The organism is Intestinirhabdus alba (genome assembly GCF_009711095.1).
GTDB lineage: Bacteria > Pseudomonadota > Gammaproteobacteria > Enterobacterales > Enterobacteriaceae > Intestinirhabdus > Intestinirhabdus alba.
In genome coordinates this window covers 1-17,818 of the sequence record NZ_WMJZ01000006.1, presented here as the reverse complement: position 1 = coordinate 17,818, position 17,818 = coordinate 1, and the positions used below count along the sequence as shown (strand labels likewise).

Here is a 17,818-nt window from a genome sequence, read left to right as displayed (position 1 = left end):
GAATTATTTGCTGTCTTTGCCGACGTGCAGAATAGCGAGGAACGCTTCCTGAGGCAGCTCGACGTTACCGATCTGCTTCATTCGCTTTTTACCTTCTTTCTGTTTCTGCAGCAGCTTTTTCTTACGGCTGATATCGCCGCCGTAGCACTTGGCCAGAACGTTCTTACGCAGCTGTTTGACGGTGGAGCGCGCGATAATATGCGTGCCAATCGCCGCCTGAATGGCGATATCAAACTGCTGGCGCGGGATCAGGTCTTTCATTTTCTCGACCAGCTCGCGCCCGCGGCTCTGGGAGTTATCGCGGTGGACAATCAGCGCCAGCGCGTCCACGCGCTCGCCGTTAATCAGCACGTCCACGCGCACCATGTCGGAGGCCTGGAAGCGCTTGAAGTTATAGTCCAGCGACGCATAGCCGCGGGAGGTTGACTTCAGGCGGTCGAAGAAGTCGAGCACCACTTCCGCCATCGGAATTTCATAGGTCAGCGCCACCTGGTTGCCGTGATAAACCATGTTGGTCTGCACGCCGCGTTTTTCGACGCACAGCGTAATGACGTTGCCCAGATAGGCCTGCGGCAGCAGCATATGGCACTCGGCGATCGGCTCGCGCAGCTCGTAGATATTATTCAGCGGCGGCAGCTTGGAGGGGCTGTCGACGTAGATCACCTCCTTCGCCGTGGTTTCAACTTCATAAACAACGGTCGGCGCGGTGGTGATCAGATCGAGATCGTATTCGCGCTCCAGGCGCTCCTGAATGATCTCCATATGCAGCAGGCCGAGGAAGCCGCAGCGGAAACCGAAGCCCAGCGCGGTAGAGCTTTCCGGCTCATAGAACAGCGAGGCGTCGTTGAGACTCAGCTTGCCGAGCGCGTCGCGGAAGCCTTCATAGTCGTCGGAGCTGACCGGGAACAGGCCGGCATAGACCTGCGGCTTCACCTTTTTGAAACCCGGCAGCGCTTTATCCGCCGGATTGCGCGCCAGCGTCAGGGTATCGCCCACCGGCGCGCCGTGAATATCTTTGATGGCGCAAACCAGCCAGCCCACCTCGCCGCACTTCAGCTCGGTGCGATCGACCTGCTTCGGCGTGAAGATCCCCAGACGATCGGCGTTATAGCTCTGCCCGGTGCTCATTACCTTAACCTTGTCGCCTTTACGCATGGTGCCGTTTTTAATACGCACCAGCGATACCACGCCCAGGTAGTTGTCGAACCAGGAGTCGATAATCAGCGCCTGGAGAGGGCCTTCCGGATCGCCTTCCGGCGGCGGAATATCGCGTACCAGGCGTTCCAGCACGTCCTGTACCCCAATCCCGGTCTTAGCGGAGCAGCGTACGGCGTCAGCGGCGTCAATGCCGACAATGTCTTCGATCTCTTCCGCCACCCGCTCAGGGTCGGCGGCGGGCAGGTCAATCTTGTTCAGGACCGGCACAACTTCAAGATCCATTTCCATCGCGGTATAGCAGTTCGCCAGCGTCTGCGCCTCGACGCCCTGCCCGGCGTCGACAACCAGCAGCGCCCCTTCGCAGGCGGCCAGCGAGCGGGAGACTTCGTAAGAGAAGTCCACGTGCCCCGGGGTGTCGATAAAGTTAAGCTGGTAAATTTCGCCGTCGGAGGCTTTGTAATCCAGCGTCACGCTCTGGGCTTTAATAGTGATGCCGCGCTCACGCTCCAGGTCCATCGAGTCCAGAACCTGCGCTTCCATTTCCCGGTCAGAGAGGCCACCGCAGATCTGGATAATACGGTCAGACAGCGTTGATTTACCGTGGTCAATGTGAGCTATGATCGAAAAGTTACGTATGTTCTTCATATATGGAAATTATTATGCCTTACGCCTGGTTAACCAGGCTCTTAGAGGTCGCTGTACTGAACCTGACGTCTGTTTAACTGAAACGCCGCATTCTACACTACAACGCGGAGGCGAGGAAACGTTCATAAAGCAAGGATAGCGGGAAGCGGAAGCCGTAACGATTTTTAAAGCAAACCGGTGAAATTACCGCTCTGTTTCACCGGCCCCGGCGGATACGCGCAGCACGTCGGGCGGCAGCGCGACGTTCAGGACGACAGGCTGCCAGGCTTCGCGTCCGGCAAGCCTGCGGGAGCAGCCGCGGGCAATCAGAAAACCGCCCACGCCGCCCAGCACGGCCCCGCTCAGCGCCGCGAGATCGGAGGCGAACAGCAGTTGAAACAGTGATGCCATCAGAAATAAGCCGAACAGCGGCGTCAGGTAGACCAGCATTGCCGAACCCAGCAGGCTGCCTTCGGCAATGCCCAGCTCAACTTTCTGCCCGGGGGTCAGGGGCTGCGCGCTGGGTACGACGATAGTGTGCGTCGTCTGCGGCCCCAGCTTGTTTAACACCCGGCTGCCGCAGCCGACGCGCGAGGCGCAGCCGCTGCACGAGGCCTTAACGTCGCAGCTAACCGTCGCCAGCCCGTCCTGCCAGTCGACGACGGTGGCCCACTCTTTGATCATTGCCCCGCTCCAAACTTAATGCCGTCAGCGATCCGCTTCGCCGTCTGCGGCGGCAGCTCGCCGACAATGGTGATCTCGACGCCGTTGCGCACGCTGGTGCTGACGGTTCTGCGCCCGGTGCGCAGCATTTGGTCGGCGCTGACCGCCGTCGCCCGATTGACGTTAACAGAGAAGCTGAACAGGCCGTCGGAATAGAGCCGCGACTCGATGGGAATACTGGTGGTCGGCAGCGGGCGGCGGCCGCTGGAAATTTCGCGGAACCCCTGGGGCAGCCAGGCCGGGGTCCAGTTGAACTTGCTCTTTTCCGCCGCCGGAACGGAGAGCAGCGGCGGCAGGTTGGCTTTCGCCAGCATCTGCATACTGTTGGCAACCTCTTTATTAACGGTAAAAGAGACCACCCGGAACTGCTCCAGGGTTTCGCCATCCCGATCGAGCAGATCCACGCGCATCGGCAGCTTTGTTCCGATATCCATCCACACGATATAGCTATAGCGCGTGCCGTCGCGCGCCACGACGCGGATCACCTCGCACAGCCTGTCGGCAATGCGGGTTCGGCCTACGGAGATAAAATCGTAATAGGAGGCAAGGCGTTTGACATCGCTGTAAATCAGGGACGGCAGAGAGTCGACGATATAGTCGCCGTTCAGCGTAAATGGCTCAAGGCCCGGCTCGAAATAGCTAATCTCATTACCGCGCTGAACCACTTCACGACGCGGCCCGTCCATCTGCAGCAGCTGCGCGAGCGGGCGATTCTCCAGCCGCGCGTGCCGGTAACGCAACGATTCGACGCCCTGTTTATTGATGCTGACGAACGACAGTTCGTAGGTCAGTGACTGGCTGGCCAGGTTCATCTGCTGCAATAACGCCCCGGACGCAGGGCTGGCCGAGGCGTTAACAGAAATAAACAGGCTACCCGCCACAAGTGACATGGCAAACCAAAGTTGCTTCATTACTGCGTTTGGGTTCCTAAAGTTTGAATTCCCGGCACCTGCACAGCGGCCTGCTGTGTCTGGGTCTGCTCAAACTGAAGCTGTTCCGAATGCAGCCGACGCTGCAGCTCGTAATCCTGCAGCATGGCGTTAATGCGGCGGCGCTGCTCCTGAATCTGCTGCTGCTGACCGCTGCTGACGTTGGCTTCAGAAGGCACTCCCAGGCTTACAGGGCTGGCTTTGCCCATCATTGGCAGCGTATTAAACACCGGCGCTTCAGGCTGCTGGGAAGTGTCAGATTGCCCGTTATATTGCTGGACGCCGACGATAACTGCAAGCGATACGCACGCCGCGACACCCATTTGGGTAAGCTGCGCGGCCCACGGGCGCACTTTGTTCCAGAACGGCATCTTCTGCCACTGGCGCGGCGTCGGCTGAGCCTCAGGGAGCGGCGGCGTCACCGAACGCAGCGGCTCATCTTCAATGGCGGCCATAACGCGAGCGGAAATATCAAAGTGGAGAACGTCAGGCATATCTCCCCGCATTGCATCGCGGATCAGGTGATAGCCTTCCCAGTTTTTTTGCATCTCCGAATCGTGAGCCAGCGTCTGAAGCAGCTCGCTATCCAGCGTTTCGCCATCCATTAAAGCGGAAAGTTTTTCTTTCTGCATGCCTGATACCCTTTTCCAGTATTCCGCTATCGTCAACGCCTGATAAGCGGTTGAACTTTATTATCAATAGCTTCCCGCGCCCGAAAAATACGTGAACGTACCGTGCCTACCGGGCACTCCATAATGGCCGCTATCTCTTCATAGCTCAGGCCATCCAGCTCCCGTAAGGTAATCGCCATGCGTAAATCTTCCGGGAGAGACTCAATGGTCCGGAAAACTATCTGTCTCAGCTCTTCTGACAACATTAAATTTTCAGGGTTCGAAATTTCTTTTAACGCCCCGCCGCTCTCGAAGTTCTCTGCTTCGTTGGCGTCTATGTCGCTCGAGGGCGGCCGACGCCCCTGAGCAACCAGATAATTTTTCGCCGTATTGACCGCGATACGATACAGCCAGGTATAGAAAGCGCTATCTCCCCGGAATGAATCCAGCGCGCGCCAGGCCTTCACAAATGATTCCTGTACCACGTCGGGAACATCGCCCGATGGCACATAGCGGGAAACCAGACTTGCCACCTTATGCTGGTAGCGTATCACCAGTAGGTTAAAGGCTTTCTGATCTCCCTTCTGGACCCGTTCAACCAGGACCTGGTCCGTTAACTGCTCGCTCATCCGAGGTAATGTCTCCCCAAACCAAATTTCCACGCGCTCGCGAAACGCCACTCCATTAGCTGCACTATGAGCAAGCAACAGGTAAGAGTGTCTCGATTTTGTAAAGTTCCGTCACGCACTGTCTTTGTTTGTCATGCTGCAGACAGGTCTTATCTCTCATTATAAGTCTACAACTGCTGAACATCGCACTCTCTGTTTAGAAATGCCCATTGTGCAGCCTGAAGAGTACCCCAACGGCCGCTTTATTTCATCACCTAATCTGACGCTGACGGCGCGGCGTACAAAATCTTTTTTTATTTTTTCGGAGCTTTATGGCGTGCTATGGGTTCATCTTAATTATCTGAATCGGCGCAGTAGAATTGAAAACGGCCTGAAAGGAGGGGATATTGGCAGAGGTGTTTATTTAATCAAACACGTGCCTCGACTGACGGCCTGCGGCGGCAGATACGGACTACGGGGGCGCTACCTATGGGAAAAGAGCGGACGACGATGCGGCAGCGCCTGGCCTCACATAAACAGATAGAAATCCTGCGTTAGCGCCGTATAGCCTTCCGAGTAGCGCTGATCCGCCCCGCGGATCAATAGCCGATCGCTAAAGCACTCCCCCGCCTCAGGGGAGAAGGCCAGCAGGACCCGATGAGGCAAACGCGCTTCGTTTTCCGCAACGTCCGTACGCAGCCGCAGGTGCCAGCCCATATCCAGCGCCTGCTGGGTAAAGGTATTGCCGATCGCTTCCGGCAGGACCACGCAGAAAAATCCCTCTTCCGTGATGCTCCCGGCCGCCACGGCCAGCAGCGCCTGATGATCCAGCGTGGTAGTGTAGCGCGCCTGCTCCCGCTGCGGCGTGGCGCACTCCACGCCTTCAGGGTAATAGGGTGGATTGCTGACAATCAGATCGAAACGCACGGTCTGGCGGACTGCCCACTGAAGAATATCGTCCACATGCACCGAGACGCGATGCGCCCAGGGTGAGTGCATAACGTTCGACTGCGCCTGCGCGGCCGCTCCGCTATCAAGCTCCACCGCCTCAATTTTCACCGCATCCCCCGTCCGCTGGGCCAGCATCAGCGCCAGCAGACCGCTGCCGGAACCAATATCCAGCACGCGCTTTACTCCGGCTACCGGTGCCCAGGCCCCGAGCAGAATGCCGTCGGTGCCGACCTTCATCGCGCAGCGATCGTGCGCCACAAAAAACTGCTTAAACGTAAAACCATTGCGGCGAAGCACTGAGCCAGACTGGGACATGAATCAAGAACCTTGCAATAATACGACGACAGAGCCGGACGAGAACAATACCTGAGAAGCGATATCCATACAAACAGATGAAGATTACTGCCGTAACGTCTATAATCAGCGCCCCACACTGAGGTAGAACATGACTGTAACGACTTTTTCCGAACTTGAACTCGACGAAAGCCTGCTGGACGCTCTCCAGGATAAAGGTTTCACTCGCCCGACCGCCATTCAGGCTGCCGCCATTCCGCCTGCGCTCGATGGCCGTGATGTACTCGGTTCTGCGCCAACCGGCACCGGTAAAACGGCGGCATACCTGCTGCCAGCGTTGCAGCATCTGCTCGACTTCCCGCGTAAAAAATCCGGCCCGCCGCGCATTTTGATCCTGACGCCGACCCGCGAGCTGGCGATGCAGGTCGCCGATCATGCGCGTGAGCTGGCCAGGCATACGCATCTCGATATCGCGACCATCACCGGCGGCGTGGCCTATATGAACCACGCTGAGGTGTTCAGTGAAAACCAGGATATCGTGGTCGCCACCACCGGCCGCCTGCTGCAGTATATAAAAGAAGAAAACTTCGACTGCCGCGCGGTGGAAACCCTGATCCTCGACGAAGCCGACCGCATGCTGGACATGGGCTTTGCCCAGGATATCGAGCATATCGCCGGGGAGACCCGCTGGCGTAAACAGACCATGCTCTTCTCCGCAACGCTGGAAGGTGAGGCAATTAACGATTTCGCCGAGCGCCTGCTGGAGGATCCGGTAGAGGTTTCGGCCACTCCCTCAACCCGCGAGCGCAAGAAGATCCATCAGTGGTACTACCGCGCCGACAATATTGAGCACAAAACCGCGCTGCTGGTGCACCTGCTAAAACAGCCGGAAGCCACGCGCACCATCGTCTTCGTGCGCAAACGCGAGCGTGTGCATGAGCTGGCGAACTGGCTGCGTGAAGCGGGCATCAATAACTGCTATCTCGAAGGTGAAATGGTACAGGTAAAGCGTAACGAGGCGATTAAACGTCTGACCGATGGCCGGGTCAACGTGCTGGTCGCCACCGACGTCGCCGCGCGCGGAATCGACATTCCTGACGTCAGCCATGTTATCAACTTCGATATGCCGCGCAGCGGCGACACCTATCTGCACCGCATCGGCCGCACCGGACGCGCGGGCCGCAAAGGCACCGCTATCTCGCTGGTTGAAGCACACGATCACCTGCTGTTGGGCAAAATCGGCCGCTATATTGAAGAGCCGCTGAAAGCACGGGTTATTGACGAACTGCGTCCGACGACGCGCGCGCCCAGCGAAAAATCGACCGGCAAACCGTCGAAGAAGGTGCTGGCGAAGCGCGCCGAGAAGAAAAAAGAGAAAGAAAAAGAGAAGCCGCGGGTCAAAAAGCGCCACCGCGATACTAAAAATATTGGCAAGCGCCGCAAGCCGAGCGGTGCGGCTACGCCACAGCAGCTAAACGAAGAGTAATTACAGTGCCGGGCGCAGCCCGGCTTTTTCTGCCTGCGTCCGCATCGCCGGGCCTGTCACTTTTTCGCCATGCCGCGCACTTCGCTAAAGAGTAGCTCAGCCAGAGCGTTGACGTCACGGATAAGGCACGCAATGCGTAGCGCGGGCGATGATTCCTGGGGTATAGCGCCGTGCCTGACGCAGCGGCTTACTGATTCAACGCCAAAGGCGGAGAGGCTTTCGCCTGCTCCGCCTCTGTGCTTTTACAACCTTACAGGCTTGCAGTAAAAGTACGGGCGATGACGTCGCGCTGCTGCTCCGGCGTCAGCGAGTTAAAGCGCACGGCGTAGCCGGAAACGCGGATGGTCAGCTGCGGATATTTTTCCGGATGCTTAACCGCGTCTTCCAGCGTTTCACGGCGCAGCACGTTAACATTCAGATGCTGCCCGCCTTCCACGCGAACTTCCGGTTTCACTTCCATTGGGATTTCCCGGTATTCGATGTCACCCAGCGTATTTACCGCAACCACCTCATCCTCCGCGAAACCGGCTTTCGCCACGATGCAGCGCGCTTCGCCTTTTTCGCTGTCCAGCAGCCAGAAAGAGTTCAGCAGATCGTCGTTAGCGGCTTTAGTAATCTGGATACCTGTAATCATAAGATGCCTCCCGGGCGAATTTATTTGACTATGGCCAGCGCAAATTGCGGGCAATTGGTAAAACCATTGTTTCTTGTGTGTATATATACGCTTCGGACTTGCCGCATTCTTTGATATAAATCAATAAAAATCACACCAGCAAAGAACCACGCAGAAAACTTTATTGCGTCACATCAATTTAAATTCGCCGTGCAATTGTTTTTCAAACATGTGGCTTTTCCCGGCACAGGGGCAGATTTGCTTTATGGCAGACAGCATTTTGCACCGCAGAAAGAAGCAGTTAAGCTAAGGGGACGAAAGAAATCGCAGGAGAGCGAGATGGCTACCGAATTAACCTGGCACGACGTGCTGGCTGAAGAGAAAAAACAGCCCTATTTTGTTCATACGCTACAAACCGTTGCCGGAGAGCGCCAATCCGGCATCACTATCTACCCTCCGCAGAAAGATGTTTTTAATGCGTTCCGCTACACCGGGCTTGGTGATGTGAAGGTGGTGATTCTGGGCCAGGACCCGTACCACGGCCCCGGCCAGGCTCACGGGCTGTCGTTTTCCGTGCGTCCCGGCATCGCCACGCCGCCGTCGCTGCTCAATATCTATAAAGAGCTGGAAAGCTCTGTTCCGGGTTTTACCCGGCCGACACATGGCTATCTTGAAAGCTGGGCGCGTCAGGGCATTTTGCTACTTAATACGGTGTTGACGGTACGCGCCGGGCAGGCGCATTCCCATGCCAGCCTGGGCTGGGAAACCTTTACCGATAAAGTGATAAGCCTGATAAACCAGCATTGCGAGGGGGTGGTTTTTCTGCTCTGGGGTTCCCATGCGCAGAAAAAGGGGGCGATTATCGACAAGCAGCGCCATTATGTGCTGAAAGCGCCGCACCCGTCGCCGCTGTCCGCCCATCGCGGCTTTTTTGGCTGCAATCATTTCGTACTGACAAATCAGTGGCTGGAAAAAAGAGGCGAAAAACCCATTGACTGGATGCCGGTCCTGCCGGCGGAGAGCGAGTAAAATATCAGGCCGGACTGATGCCGGCCATTACCCGGCATGGCGCGACGCCAGCCGGGTCTGCAGACACAGCGTTACGCTTTGTTCTGCCGCCACCACTCCGCAAGCAGTACGCCTGCGGCAACCGAAACGTTGAGGCCTTCCACACTGCCGGTGCCGTCAATTTTTACGCACAGATCGCGAGGATCGCGCGCCGCTTCCGGCATACCGTCAAGCTCCTGGCCCAGTACCAGCACGACCTTTTCCGGCAGCGCTGTTTTGAACAGCGACGCCCCGCGATCGTTGGAGGTGGTTACAACGGTATAGCCCGCCTGACGAAAATCATCCAGCACCCCGACAATGCCGTCGCCGGTAATCGGCTGCACGTGCTCCGCGCCACCTTCAGCGGTACGAATCGCCGCGCCAGACTCCAGCAGCGCCGCGTCCTGCACCACAACGCCTCTGATACCGAAGTGCGCGCAGCTGCGCATCATGCCGCCCAGATTATGCGGATTGGCGATGTTTTCCAGCGCCAGCACGCAGTCCTGCGTCCCGGCCTTGCTCACCCACTGCCTGACGGTAGTACCGTTACGTTTTTTAATCAGGAAGCAGACGCCGCCGTGGTGCTCAGTACCGGAGGCTTTTGCCAGCTCGGCTTCGTCCACCACGTGGTAGGCCTTGCGGTTCGCTGCCATCCAGCGCAGCGCCTCTTTAAAGCGCGGGGTAACGCTCTGAATAAACCACGCGCGGACGATAGCGTCCGGACGGCTCTGGAACAGGGCCTGGCAGGCATTTTCCCCGTAAACGCGGGCTTCTTCCGCGCGTTGACGGCGCAACACTTCCGGATCGATAAAGCTTTTCCCGCTGATGCCGCCGTGATCGGCTTTTTCTGGCACGTCATCGCCCGGCGCGCGGGATACGGTGCGCCAGGGCGACTCATCGCTGCGGCGATCGCGGCTCTGTCTGTTTGGTTCATCGCGGGCGGGGCGACGGCCACCGTCTGCACGTGATTTTCCTGGACGCCCGCCCCCTTTCCCGGTACGCGGGTTATGGATACGACGGTCGGAATCATCATCACTGCGGACATACATCACTTTGACCTTGCCGCTTTTACTTTTTAATTCATCGTTCATGCTTTTCTCCACCAGCGCTGCGCGAAGCGCGCAGATTACCCGATGTGCAGCCGGTTAGCTACGTTTTCAGTTAAAAGCTTATGACTATTGTACTCATTGAATAAAACGCATTGTTGCTTACTACAAATACACCAATAATATGTAACACAAAAGAAACATCCGGCCTGTTGCCGGCTTCGTAAGCCACATATTCAGAGGTTAGCTATGAATACCGTTTGTACCCGCTGCCAGGCCATTAACCGCCTTCCCGACGATCGCCGTGAGGACGCGGCCAAATGCGGACGCTGCGGTCACGAGCTGTTTGACGGTAAAGTGATCGCCGCCACCGGCGAAACGCTGGATAAGCTGTTGAAGGACGATCTGCCCGTGGTGATTGACTTCTGGGCACCCTGGTGCGGCCCCTGCCGCAGCTTTGCACCGATCTTTGAAGACGTTGCGCAGGAGCGGAGCGGCCAGGTACGTTTTGTTAAGATCAACACCGAGGCCGAACGTGAGCTAAGCGCGCGTTTTGGTATCCGCAGCATCCCGACGATTATGATCTTCAGGCAGGGCCAGCTCGTCGATACGCTTAATGGTGCCGTGCCAAAAGCGCCTTTTGACAGCTGGCTGGATGAATCGTTGTAAACCCCGGGGGGGCATCTTGTGCCCCGTTTTCCGCTCTGCGACAATGGCGTTTTTCATCATATATCCCCATGACCGATAACGCCGTTCTTCAGCTGCGCGCCGAACGCCTGGCGCGGGCGACACGCCCTTTTCTCGCCCGCGGAAACCGCATCCGCCGCTGTCAGCGCTGCCTGCTGCCGCTAAAACTCTGCCTGTGCGATACGCTATCTCCCCGACAGGCCCGAAGCCGATTTTGCCTGGTCATGTTTGACACCGAGCCAATGAAGCCCAGCAATACCGGACGACTGATCGCCGATATTTTACCCGATACCGCCGCGTTCGGGTGGTCGCGCACCGCGCCGCCGTCAGCGCTGCTTGAGCTGGTGCAGAGCCCAGACTATCAGCCGATGGTGGTGTTCCCTGCCTCCTATGCCGGAGAAGAGCGCCAGGTTATTTCCGCCCCCTCTTCCTCCGGAAAGCCGCCGCTGTTCATCATGCTCGACGGCACATGGCCGGAAGCCCGTAAAATGTTCCGTAAAAGCCCTTGGCTTGACGCGCTGCCGGTTATCTCCGTCGATCTGGCGCGCCTTTCCGCCTATCGCCTGCGCGAGGCCCATGCGGCAGGACAATATTGTACCGCCGAGGTGGCTATCGCTCTGCTGGATCTGGCCGGTGACGCTGAGGCAGCGGCCGGCTTAGGCGAACATTTTTTCCGCTTCAGAACGCGCTACCTCGCGGGAAAAACGCAACATCAGGGGAGCGTCACAGCAGAATCAGCGGAAAGCATGTAGACTTTTTCGCTCATAGCCGAAGGAAACCGATATGAGTCAACGAGGTCTGGAAGCGCTGCTGCGGCCAAAGTCCATTGCGGTCATCGGCGCGTCAATGAAGCCCAGTCGCGCTGGTTATCTGATGATGCGTAACCTGCTTGCCGGGGGCTTCAATGGCCCGGTATTGCCGGTCACCCCCGCCTGGAAGGCCGTGCTGGGGGTTCTGGCATGGCCAGATATCGCCAGCCTGCCGTTTGTTCCCGATCTCGCGGTGCTCTGCACTAACGCCAGCCGTAATCTGTCCCTGCTCGAAGCGCTGGGCGAAAAAGGCTGCAAAACCTGCATCATCCTCTCTGCCCCCACCTCCCGGCACGCTGAGCTGTTGGCCTGCGCCCGGCGCTATACAATGCGCCTGCTCGGCCCTAACAGCCTTGGGCTGCTCGCGCCGTGGCAGGGGCTGAACGCCAGCTTTTCACCGGTGCCGATCCGGCGCGGCAGGCTTGCCTTCATTTCGCAGTCCGCCGCCGTTTCCAATACCATTCTCGACTGGGCGCAGCAGCGGGAAATGGGCTTCTCCTATTTTATCGCGCTTGGCGACGGCCTGGATATCGACGTTGACGAGCTGCTGGACTTTCTGGCGCGCGACGGTAAGACCAGCGCTATCCTGCTCTATCTTGAGCATTTAAGCGACGCCCGGCGCTTTGTCTCCGCCGCCCGCAGCGCGTCGCGCAACAAGCCGATCCTGATCATCAAAAGCGGCCGTAGTCCACAGGCCCAGCGCCTGCTGAATACCCGCTCGGGGCTGGATCCGGCGTGGGACGCCGCGATTCAGCGCGCCGGTCTGCTGCGCGTACAGGATACTCATGAACTGTTTTCGGCGGTCGAAACGCTCAGCCATATGCGCCCGCTGCGCGGCGACCGGCTGATGATCGTCAGCAACGGCGCGGCTCCTGCCGCGCTGGCGCTGGACGCGCTCTGGCCGCGCAACGGCAAGCCGGCCACTCTGAGCGAGGAGACCCATCGTCAGCTGCGGGAGGCGCTGCCCGCACAGGTTGATATCGCCAGCCCGCTGGATCTGCGCGACGACGCCACCGTTGAGCACTATGTTAGCGCGCTCGACGTTTTGCTTTCCAGCCAGGATTTTGACGCGCTGATGGTGATCCACTCTCCCAGCGCGGTGGCCCCGGTGACCGAATGCGCCCGGGCGCTGATCGATGCCCTAAAGCGCCATCCCAGGGGCAAGTTTGTCTCACTGTTGACTAACTGGTGCGGAGAATTCTCCTCTCAGGAGGCCCGCAGACTGTTCAGCGAGGCTGGCATTCCCACCTATCGTACGCCGGAAGGCACCATTACGGCCTTTATGCATATGGTGGAATATCGGCGAAACCAGAAGCAGCTGCGAGAAACCCCGGCACTCCCCGACAGCCTGGCCTCAAATACGGCGCAGGCGCACGCGCTCCTTCAGCGGGCTATCGCCGACGGCGCATCTTCGCTGGACACCCATGAGGTTGCGCCGATCCTGCAGGCCTATGGTCTGCATACGCTTCCCACCTGGATTGCCGGGGACAGCGCCGAAGCGGTACATATCGCCGGGCAGATAGGCTATCCCGTCGCGCTGAAGCTGCGCTCTCCGGATATTCCGCATAAGTCGGAGGTACAGGGCGTTATGCTCTACCTGCGCACGGCGGTGGAAGTGGAGCAGGCGGCGAACGCTATCTTCGATCGCGTAAAAATGGCCTGGCCGCAGGCGCGGATCCACGGTCTGCTGGTGCAAAGTATGGCCAACCGCGCGGGAGCCCAAGAGCTGCGCGTCGTGGTTGAGCACGATCCGCTGTTTGGCCCTCTGATTATGCTTGGGGAGGGCGGCGTGGAGTGGCGGCCGGAAGAACAGGCGGCGGTGGCGCTGCCGCCCCTGAATATGAATCTGGCGCGTTACCTGGTCATTCAGGCAATCAAGAGCAAAAAGATCCGTGGCCGGAGCGCCCTGCGTCCGCTGGACATTAATGGGTTGAGCCAGCTGCTGGTGCAGGTCTCTAACCTGATCGTCGATTGCCCGGAAATTCAGCGGCTGGATATTCATCCGCTTCTGGCCTCGGCTGAAGATTTTATCGCTCTCGATGTGACGATGGACATCGCTCCGTTTAGCGGCAATAGCGAAGCCAGGCTCGCCGTACGACCCTATCCTCATCAGCTTGAGGAGTGGGTACACTTAAAAAACGGCGACCGCTGTCTGTTTCGCCCGATCCTGCCGGAGGATGAGCCGCATCTGCAGCAGTTTATTTCCCAGGTTACCAAAGAAGATCTGTATTACCGCTATTTCAGCGAGATCAATGAATTTACTCATGAAGATTTAGCCAATATGACGCAGATCGACTACGATCGGGAAATGGCCTTTGTCGCAGTACGCCGCTGCGATCGTCAGGAAGAGATCCTTGGCGTAACGCGCGCCATTTCCGATCCGGATAACATTGATGCGGAGTTTGCCGTCCTGGTCCGCTCCGATCTGAAAGGATTAGGTCTTGGCCGTCAGTTGATGGAAAAACTAATAGCTTACACGCGCAGTCACGGTCTGAAACGCCTTAACGGAATCACAATGCCCAATAATCGCGGCATGATAATCCTGGCCCGCAAGCTTGGTTTTAGCATTGATATTCAGCTCGAAGAAGGTATTGTTGGTCTAACGCTGGATCTGGACCAACACGAGGAATCGTGAGTAAGGTACTGGAAATGTTGATCACTTTAGCCAGGACTGATGTTATGATTGTCCGCTTATGTCGTCTGCATAGCACAGAGAACCCTTCAATGAACAGAGAAGAAATGCACTGTGATGTTGTCAAAATTTAAGCTTAATAAACATCAACAACACCTTGCCCAACTCCCTAAAATCGCTCAATCCGTTGATGATGTAGATTTCTTTTATGCTCCTGCCAACTTCCGGGAGACGCTGCTGGAGAAAATTGCCAGCGCAACGCGACGCATTTGCATTATTGCCCTCTATCTTGAGCAGGATGACGGCGGCAAAGGCATACTGAATGCCCTCTACGAGGCTAAACGGCAGCGTCCCGCGCTGGACATCCGTGTGCTGGTCGACTGGCACCGCGCGCAGCGTGGCCGCATTGGCGTCGAGGCATCGAACACTAACGCCGACTGGTACTGCCGCATGGCCCGGGAGAATCCGGGCGTGGACATTCCCGTATACGGCGTGCCGATCAACACCCGCGAAGCGCTTGGTGTGCTGCACTTTAAAGGCTTTATTATTGACGACAGCGTTCTGTACAGCGGTGCCAGCCTGAACGATGTTTATCTCCATCAGCATGAAAAATACCGCTACGACCGCTATCAGCTGATTCGCAATTCGCGGTTGGCCGAAATTATGTTCGAGTGGGTGACTCAGAACCTGATAAACGGCCGCGCCGTTAATCGTCTGGATGACGCTCAGCGCCCCAAAAGCCCGGAAATTAAAAACGATATCCGGCTGTATCGTCAGGAGCTGCGCGACGCCACTTACCATTTTCAGGGCGATGCAGATAATGACACCCTTTCCGTAACGCCGCTCGTGGGTCTCGGAAAAACCAGCCTGCTTAATAAAACTATTTTCCATCTGATGCCCTGCGCGGAGCATAAGCTGACGATCTGTACCCCCTACTTCAACCTGCCCGCCGTACTGGTGCGTAATATCATTCAGCTTCTGCGCGACGGGAAGGGCGTTGAAATTATCGTTGGTGATAAGACGGCAAACGATTTTTATATTCCGCAAAACGAGCCATTCAAGATTATCGGTGCGCTTCCCTACCTCTATGAAATTAATCTACGCCGCTTCCTGAGCCGTCTGCAGTACTACGTCAACACCGGACAGCTGGTGGTGCGTTTATGGAAAGATGACGACAACTCTTACCATCTGAAAGGCATGTGGGTGGACGACAGGTGGATGCTGCTCACCGGGAATAACCTTAACCCTCGCGCCTGGCGTCTGGATCTGGAAAATGCGATCCTCATTCACGATCCTAAGCAGGAGCTGGCGTCTCAGCGCGAAAAGGAGCTGTCGCTTATCCGTACTCATACTACGGTCGTGAAGCATTATCGCGATTTACAAAGCATTGCTGATTATCCGGTAAAAGTTCGCAAGCTTATCCGTCGCCTGCGGCGTATCCGCATTGACAGATTAATCAGTCGTATTCTATAAGGTGAACCCCGTACAGTACGGGGCTTATTCCGTGGAGATCGCGTGCGTATTCTGTCTCTTTTACCTCTGTTGTTTCTCTGCGGCTGCAGCCATACCGCTAACGACGGCTGGCGCGGACAGGATAAAGCTCAACATTTTATCGCCTCCGCGATGCTTTCAGCGGCCGGAAACGAACATGCCCGGCATCAGGACCTCAGCCGCGATCGCAGCGCCGCCGTCGGCCTGATGTTTTCCATTAGCCTGGGCGCGTCTAAAGAGCTATGGGATAGCCGTCCCGCAGGAAGCGGCTGGAGCTGGAAGGACCTCGCATGGGACGTAGCTGGCGCAGCCGCCGGCTACGCCGCCTGGCAGATGGCACACTATTAGAGACGCAGCCCCTTCCCCTTACGGTGCAGAGTCAGCGATACCAGGAACGCCACGACGGACATCGCGGTAACGTACCAGAAAAAAGAGTTTTCCATGCCTGCCGACTTCAGGGATAGCGCAACGTACTCGGCGGATCCCCCAAACAGCGCGTTCGCCACGGCGTAAGAAAGCCCTACCCCCAGAGCGCGGACCTGAGCGGGGAACATCTCAGCCTTCAGGATCCCACTAATAGAAGTGTAAAAGCTGATAATTAGCAGAGCGCACATCACCAGAGCAAACGCCGCATAAGGCGAGGTGACATTCTGTAGGGCTGAGAGGATCGGTACGGTGAAAAGCGTCGCCAGCGCGCCAAAACAAAGCATAGAGGTACGTCTGCCGATTCTATCCGAAAGCGCACCAAAAAGCGGCTGAACCAGCATATAAACAAACAAAGCCCCCGTCATAATGCCGCTGGCGACGTTGGCGTGCATACCTGCCGTATTAACCAGGTATTTCTGCATATAGGTCGTGAAGGTGTAAAAACAGAGCGAGCCGGCGGCGGTAAAACCCAGCACCATAATAAACGCCTTGCGGTTACGCCACAGTCCTTTCAACGATCCGGCTTCCTTCAGCGCGCGGTTCTCCTGTTTCGACGTTTCATCCAGCTGGCGACGCAGCCACAGTGCGACAATGGCAAGCACGGCACCGAGCACAAAAGGAATACGCCATCCCCATGCCCTCAGGGCGCTATCCTCCATCGTCTGCTGGAGGATGACCACTACCAGCAGCGCCAGCAGCTGTCCGCCTATTAGGGTAACGTACTGAAAAGAAGCATAAAATCCTTTACGCCCCTCGATGGCAACTTCACTCATATAGGTTGCACTGGTTCCATATTCTCCCCCTACGGAGAGCCCCTGAAACAGGCGAGCCAAAAGCAACAGAGCAGGTGCCCAGGTCCCAATAATGTCATACCCCGGCAGACACGCAATCGCCAGCGATCCCATACACATCATACAAACCGACAACAGCATGGATTTTTTGCGGCCATGCCTATCGGCAATTCGGCCAAAAAGCCAGCCACCAATGGGGCGCATCAAAAAACCGGCAGCAAAAACGCCCGCGGTCTGGAGAAGCTGCGTTGTGGTATTCCCGGAAGGAAAGAAAATATGGGCAAAATAGAGAGAACAGAAGGAGTAAATATAAAAGTCAAACCATTCGACCAGATTGCCCGACGAAGCGCCGACAATCGCCCATACACGACGGCGGGTATCGCCGGAGGCCAGCATCCCCCCCGCAGACACACTGCTTTCACTCATCAGAATTGTACTCCTGCCAAAGAATCTGTTGCGCTCATTAATTGTATTTGTCGACATTTTTGGTAAATGAAATGTTATATAGTTGTTATATAAAAATATGAGAGCAATATCACATTTCTGATTAGCACAACGAGCCAGGTAGCTATGAAGCAGGAAAAGAGAGGATGCAGCGGAAACTGATGCGATAAAGAGAACAAAGCAGAAGGGCTATTCAGGACGTTATGTATAAGCAGATGGTAAAATTTTTGGATTTCGGGCGTTGAGCGGAAGCACTGGCTATTGGCGAACGTGTTGTCCCGCAGCCCATGTGAAGGCAACACGGCAACGGAGCGAAGTGCCGCCAGGCAGAGCTTTTATCCGGCGCACCAGCGCAAAAAGGCCATCCCGCAGGATGGCCTTTTCACTTATTTGATGTCTGTCAGTTCCCTGGTCCCGCACGGGGCGGAGCTCACTGCCACCGGTCTTA

The 17,818-nt window shown here is 56.9% G+C and carries 16 protein-coding genes and 1 pseudogene; 7 read left to right on the top strand and 10 right to left on the bottom strand.

Annotation, left to right across the window (positions count from 1 at the left end):
- Nucleotides 1–3: 3 nt before the first annotated feature.
- The 7 genes and pseudogenes from lepA to trmN form a co-directional block, all read right to left on the bottom strand.
- On the bottom strand, nt 4–1,803 hold the full coding sequence (gene lepA / locus GJV78_RS05965; RefSeq protein ID WP_155107466.1) for a translation elongation factor 4: 1,800 nt from the start codon (nt 1,801–1,803) through the stop codon (nt 4–6).
- A 183-nt stretch (nt 1,804–1,986) separates the two neighbouring features.
- Nucleotides 1,987–2,466: a SoxR-reducing system protein RseC gene (gene rseC, locus GJV78_RS05960; protein WP_155107465.1), complete on the bottom strand. Its 480-nt coding sequence runs from the start codon at nt 2,464–2,466 to the stop codon at nt 1,987–1,989.
- Entirely contained in the window at nt 2,463–3,416 is a 954-nt protein-coding gene (gene rseB / locus GJV78_RS05955) for a sigma-E factor regulatory protein RseB (protein WP_155107464.1), read from the bottom strand. The genes rseC and rseB overlap by 4 nt, the downstream gene beginning before the upstream one ends.
- Nucleotides 3,416–4,066: an anti-sigma-E factor RseA gene (rseA, locus tag GJV78_RS05950; RefSeq protein ID WP_155107463.1), complete on the bottom strand. Its 651-nt coding sequence runs from the start codon at nt 4,064–4,066 to the stop codon at nt 3,416–3,418. The genes rseB and rseA overlap by 1 nt, the downstream gene beginning before the upstream one ends.
- Before the next feature lie 32 nt (nt 4,067–4,098).
- Entirely contained in the window at nt 4,099–4,674 is a 576-nt protein-coding gene (gene rpoE, locus GJV78_RS05945) for an RNA polymerase sigma factor RpoE (protein ID WP_155107462.1), read from the bottom strand.
- Nucleotides 4,671–4,834 (bottom strand): annotated as a pseudogene (rseD, locus tag GJV78_RS05940) (rpoE leader peptide RseD). Before rseD ends, rpoE begins: the two are co-directional and overlap by 4 nt.
- Before the next feature lie 347 nt (nt 4,835–5,181).
- Nucleotides 5,182–5,919 (bottom strand): tRNA(1)(Val) (adenine(37)-N(6))-methyltransferase TrmN, encoded by a 738-nt coding sequence (gene trmN, locus GJV78_RS05935; RefSeq protein WP_155107461.1) that lies wholly within the window; start codon nt 5,917–5,919, stop codon nt 5,182–5,184.
- 130 nt (nt 5,920–6,049) lie between these two features.
- Between trmN and srmB the strand changes: the two genes are divergently transcribed.
- Nucleotides 6,050–7,384, top strand: coding sequence for an ATP-dependent RNA helicase SrmB (gene srmB, locus GJV78_RS05930; protein ID WP_155107460.1), 1,335 nt, complete (start codon nt 6,050–6,052; stop codon nt 7,382–7,384).
- 250 nt (nt 7,385–7,634) lie between these two features.
- On the opposite strand, the gene grcA is transcribed toward srmB, so the two are convergent.
- Nucleotides 7,635–8,018: an autonomous glycyl radical cofactor GrcA gene (gene grcA / locus GJV78_RS05925; protein WP_155107459.1), complete on the bottom strand. Its 384-nt coding sequence runs from the start codon at nt 8,016–8,018 to the stop codon at nt 7,635–7,637.
- A gap of 318 nt (nt 8,019–8,336) precedes the next feature.
- On the opposite strand from grcA, the gene ung reads away from it, so the two are divergent.
- A complete protein-coding gene (gene ung / locus GJV78_RS05920) occupies nt 8,337–9,026 on the top strand; it encodes a uracil-DNA glycosylase (protein WP_155107458.1) in 690 nt (229 codons plus the stop codon).
- A 71-nt stretch (nt 9,027–9,097) separates the two neighbouring features.
- On the opposite strand, the gene GJV78_RS05915 is transcribed toward ung, so the two are convergent.
- Nucleotides 9,098–10,135 carry a tRNA/rRNA methyltransferase gene (locus tag GJV78_RS05915; protein WP_155107457.1) on the bottom strand — a complete coding sequence of 346 codons (1,038 nt, stop codon included), beginning with the start codon at nt 10,133–10,135 and terminating at the stop codon, nt 9,098–9,100.
- A 204-nt stretch (nt 10,136–10,339) separates the two neighbouring features.
- Between GJV78_RS05915 and trxC the strand changes: the two genes are divergently transcribed.
- The 5 genes from trxC (at nt 10,340) to GJV78_RS05890 (ending at nt 16,057) form a co-directional block, all read left to right on the top strand.
- Nucleotides 10,340–10,759: a thioredoxin TrxC gene (gene trxC / locus GJV78_RS05910; RefSeq protein ID WP_155107456.1), complete on the top strand. Its 420-nt coding sequence runs from the start codon at nt 10,340–10,342 to the stop codon at nt 10,757–10,759.
- A 68-nt stretch (nt 10,760–10,827) separates the two neighbouring features.
- Nucleotides 10,828–11,529 carry a tRNA-uridine aminocarboxypropyltransferase gene (tapT, locus tag GJV78_RS05905; protein WP_155107455.1) on the top strand — a complete coding sequence of 234 codons (702 nt, stop codon included), beginning with the start codon at nt 10,828–10,830 and terminating at the stop codon, nt 11,527–11,529.
- Between the two features lie 31 nt (nt 11,530–11,560).
- Nucleotides 11,561–14,221, top strand: coding sequence for a bifunctional acetate--CoA ligase family protein/GNAT family N-acetyltransferase (locus GJV78_RS05900; RefSeq protein ID WP_155107454.1), 2,661 nt, complete (start codon nt 11,561–11,563; stop codon nt 14,219–14,221).
- A 114-nt stretch (nt 14,222–14,335) separates the two neighbouring features.
- Complete coding sequence (gene pssA, locus GJV78_RS05895) at nt 14,336–15,691, top strand: CDP-diacylglycerol--serine O-phosphatidyltransferase (protein WP_155107599.1); 1,356 nt, start codon at nt 14,336–14,338, stop codon at nt 15,689–15,691.
- Between the two features lie 42 nt (nt 15,692–15,733).
- A complete protein-coding gene (locus tag GJV78_RS05890; RefSeq protein ID WP_167519396.1) occupies nt 15,734–16,057 on the top strand; it encodes a YfiM family lipoprotein in 324 nt (107 codons plus the stop codon).
- On the opposite strand, the gene GJV78_RS05885 is transcribed toward GJV78_RS05890, so the two are convergent.
- On the bottom strand, nt 16,054–17,352 hold the full coding sequence (locus GJV78_RS05885; RefSeq protein ID WP_155107453.1) for an MFS transporter: 1,299 nt from the start codon (nt 17,350–17,352) through the stop codon (nt 16,054–16,056). The genes GJV78_RS05890 and GJV78_RS05885 overlap by 4 nt on opposite strands.
- Nucleotides 17,353–17,818 lie beyond the last annotated feature (466 nt).

What these genes read in the sequence shown, in the direction of transcription:
- lepA (WP_155107466.1), bottom strand. Translation starts at nt 1,803, where the DNA reads ATGAAGAACATACGTAACTTTTCGATCATAGCTCACATTGACCACGGT.
- rseC (WP_155107465.1), bottom strand. Translation starts at nt 2,466, where the DNA reads ATGATCAAAGAGTGGGCCACCGTCGTCGACTGGCAGGACGGGCTGGCG.
- rseB (WP_155107464.1), bottom strand. Translation starts at nt 3,416, where the DNA reads ATGAAGCAACTTTGGTTTGCCATGTCACTTGTGGCGGGTAGCCTGTTT.
- rseA (WP_155107463.1), bottom strand. Translation starts at nt 4,066, where the DNA reads ATGCAGAAAGAAAAACTTTCCGCTTTAATGGATGGCGAAACGCTGGAT.
- rpoE (WP_155107462.1), bottom strand. Translation starts at nt 4,674, where the DNA reads ATGAGCGAGCAGTTAACGGACCAGGTCCTGGTTGAACGGGTCCAGAAG.
- trmN (WP_155107461.1), bottom strand. Translation starts at nt 5,919, where the DNA reads ATGTCCCAGTCTGGCTCAGTGCTTCGCCGCAATGGTTTTACGTTTAAG.
- srmB (WP_155107460.1), top strand. Translation starts at nt 6,050, where the DNA reads ATGACTGTAACGACTTTTTCCGAACTTGAACTCGACGAAAGCCTGCTG.
- grcA (WP_155107459.1), bottom strand. Translation starts at nt 8,018, where the DNA reads ATGATTACAGGTATCCAGATTACTAAAGCCGCTAACGACGATCTGCTG.
- ung (WP_155107458.1), top strand. Translation starts at nt 8,337, where the DNA reads ATGGCTACCGAATTAACCTGGCACGACGTGCTGGCTGAAGAGAAAAAA.
- GJV78_RS05915 (WP_155107457.1), bottom strand. Translation starts at nt 10,135, where the DNA reads ATGAACGATGAATTAAAAAGTAAAAGCGGCAAGGTCAAAGTGATGTAT.
- trxC (WP_155107456.1), top strand. Translation starts at nt 10,340, where the DNA reads ATGAATACCGTTTGTACCCGCTGCCAGGCCATTAACCGCCTTCCCGAC.
- tapT (WP_155107455.1), top strand. Translation starts at nt 10,828, where the DNA reads ATGACCGATAACGCCGTTCTTCAGCTGCGCGCCGAACGCCTGGCGCGG.
- GJV78_RS05900 (WP_155107454.1), top strand. Translation starts at nt 11,561, where the DNA reads ATGAGTCAACGAGGTCTGGAAGCGCTGCTGCGGCCAAAGTCCATTGCG.
- pssA (WP_155107599.1), top strand. Translation starts at nt 14,336, where the DNA reads ATGTTGTCAAAATTTAAGCTTAATAAACATCAACAACACCTTGCCCAA.
- GJV78_RS05885 (WP_155107453.1), bottom strand. Translation starts at nt 17,352, where the DNA reads ATGAGTGAAAGCAGTGTGTCTGCGGGGGGGATGCTGGCCTCCGGCGAT.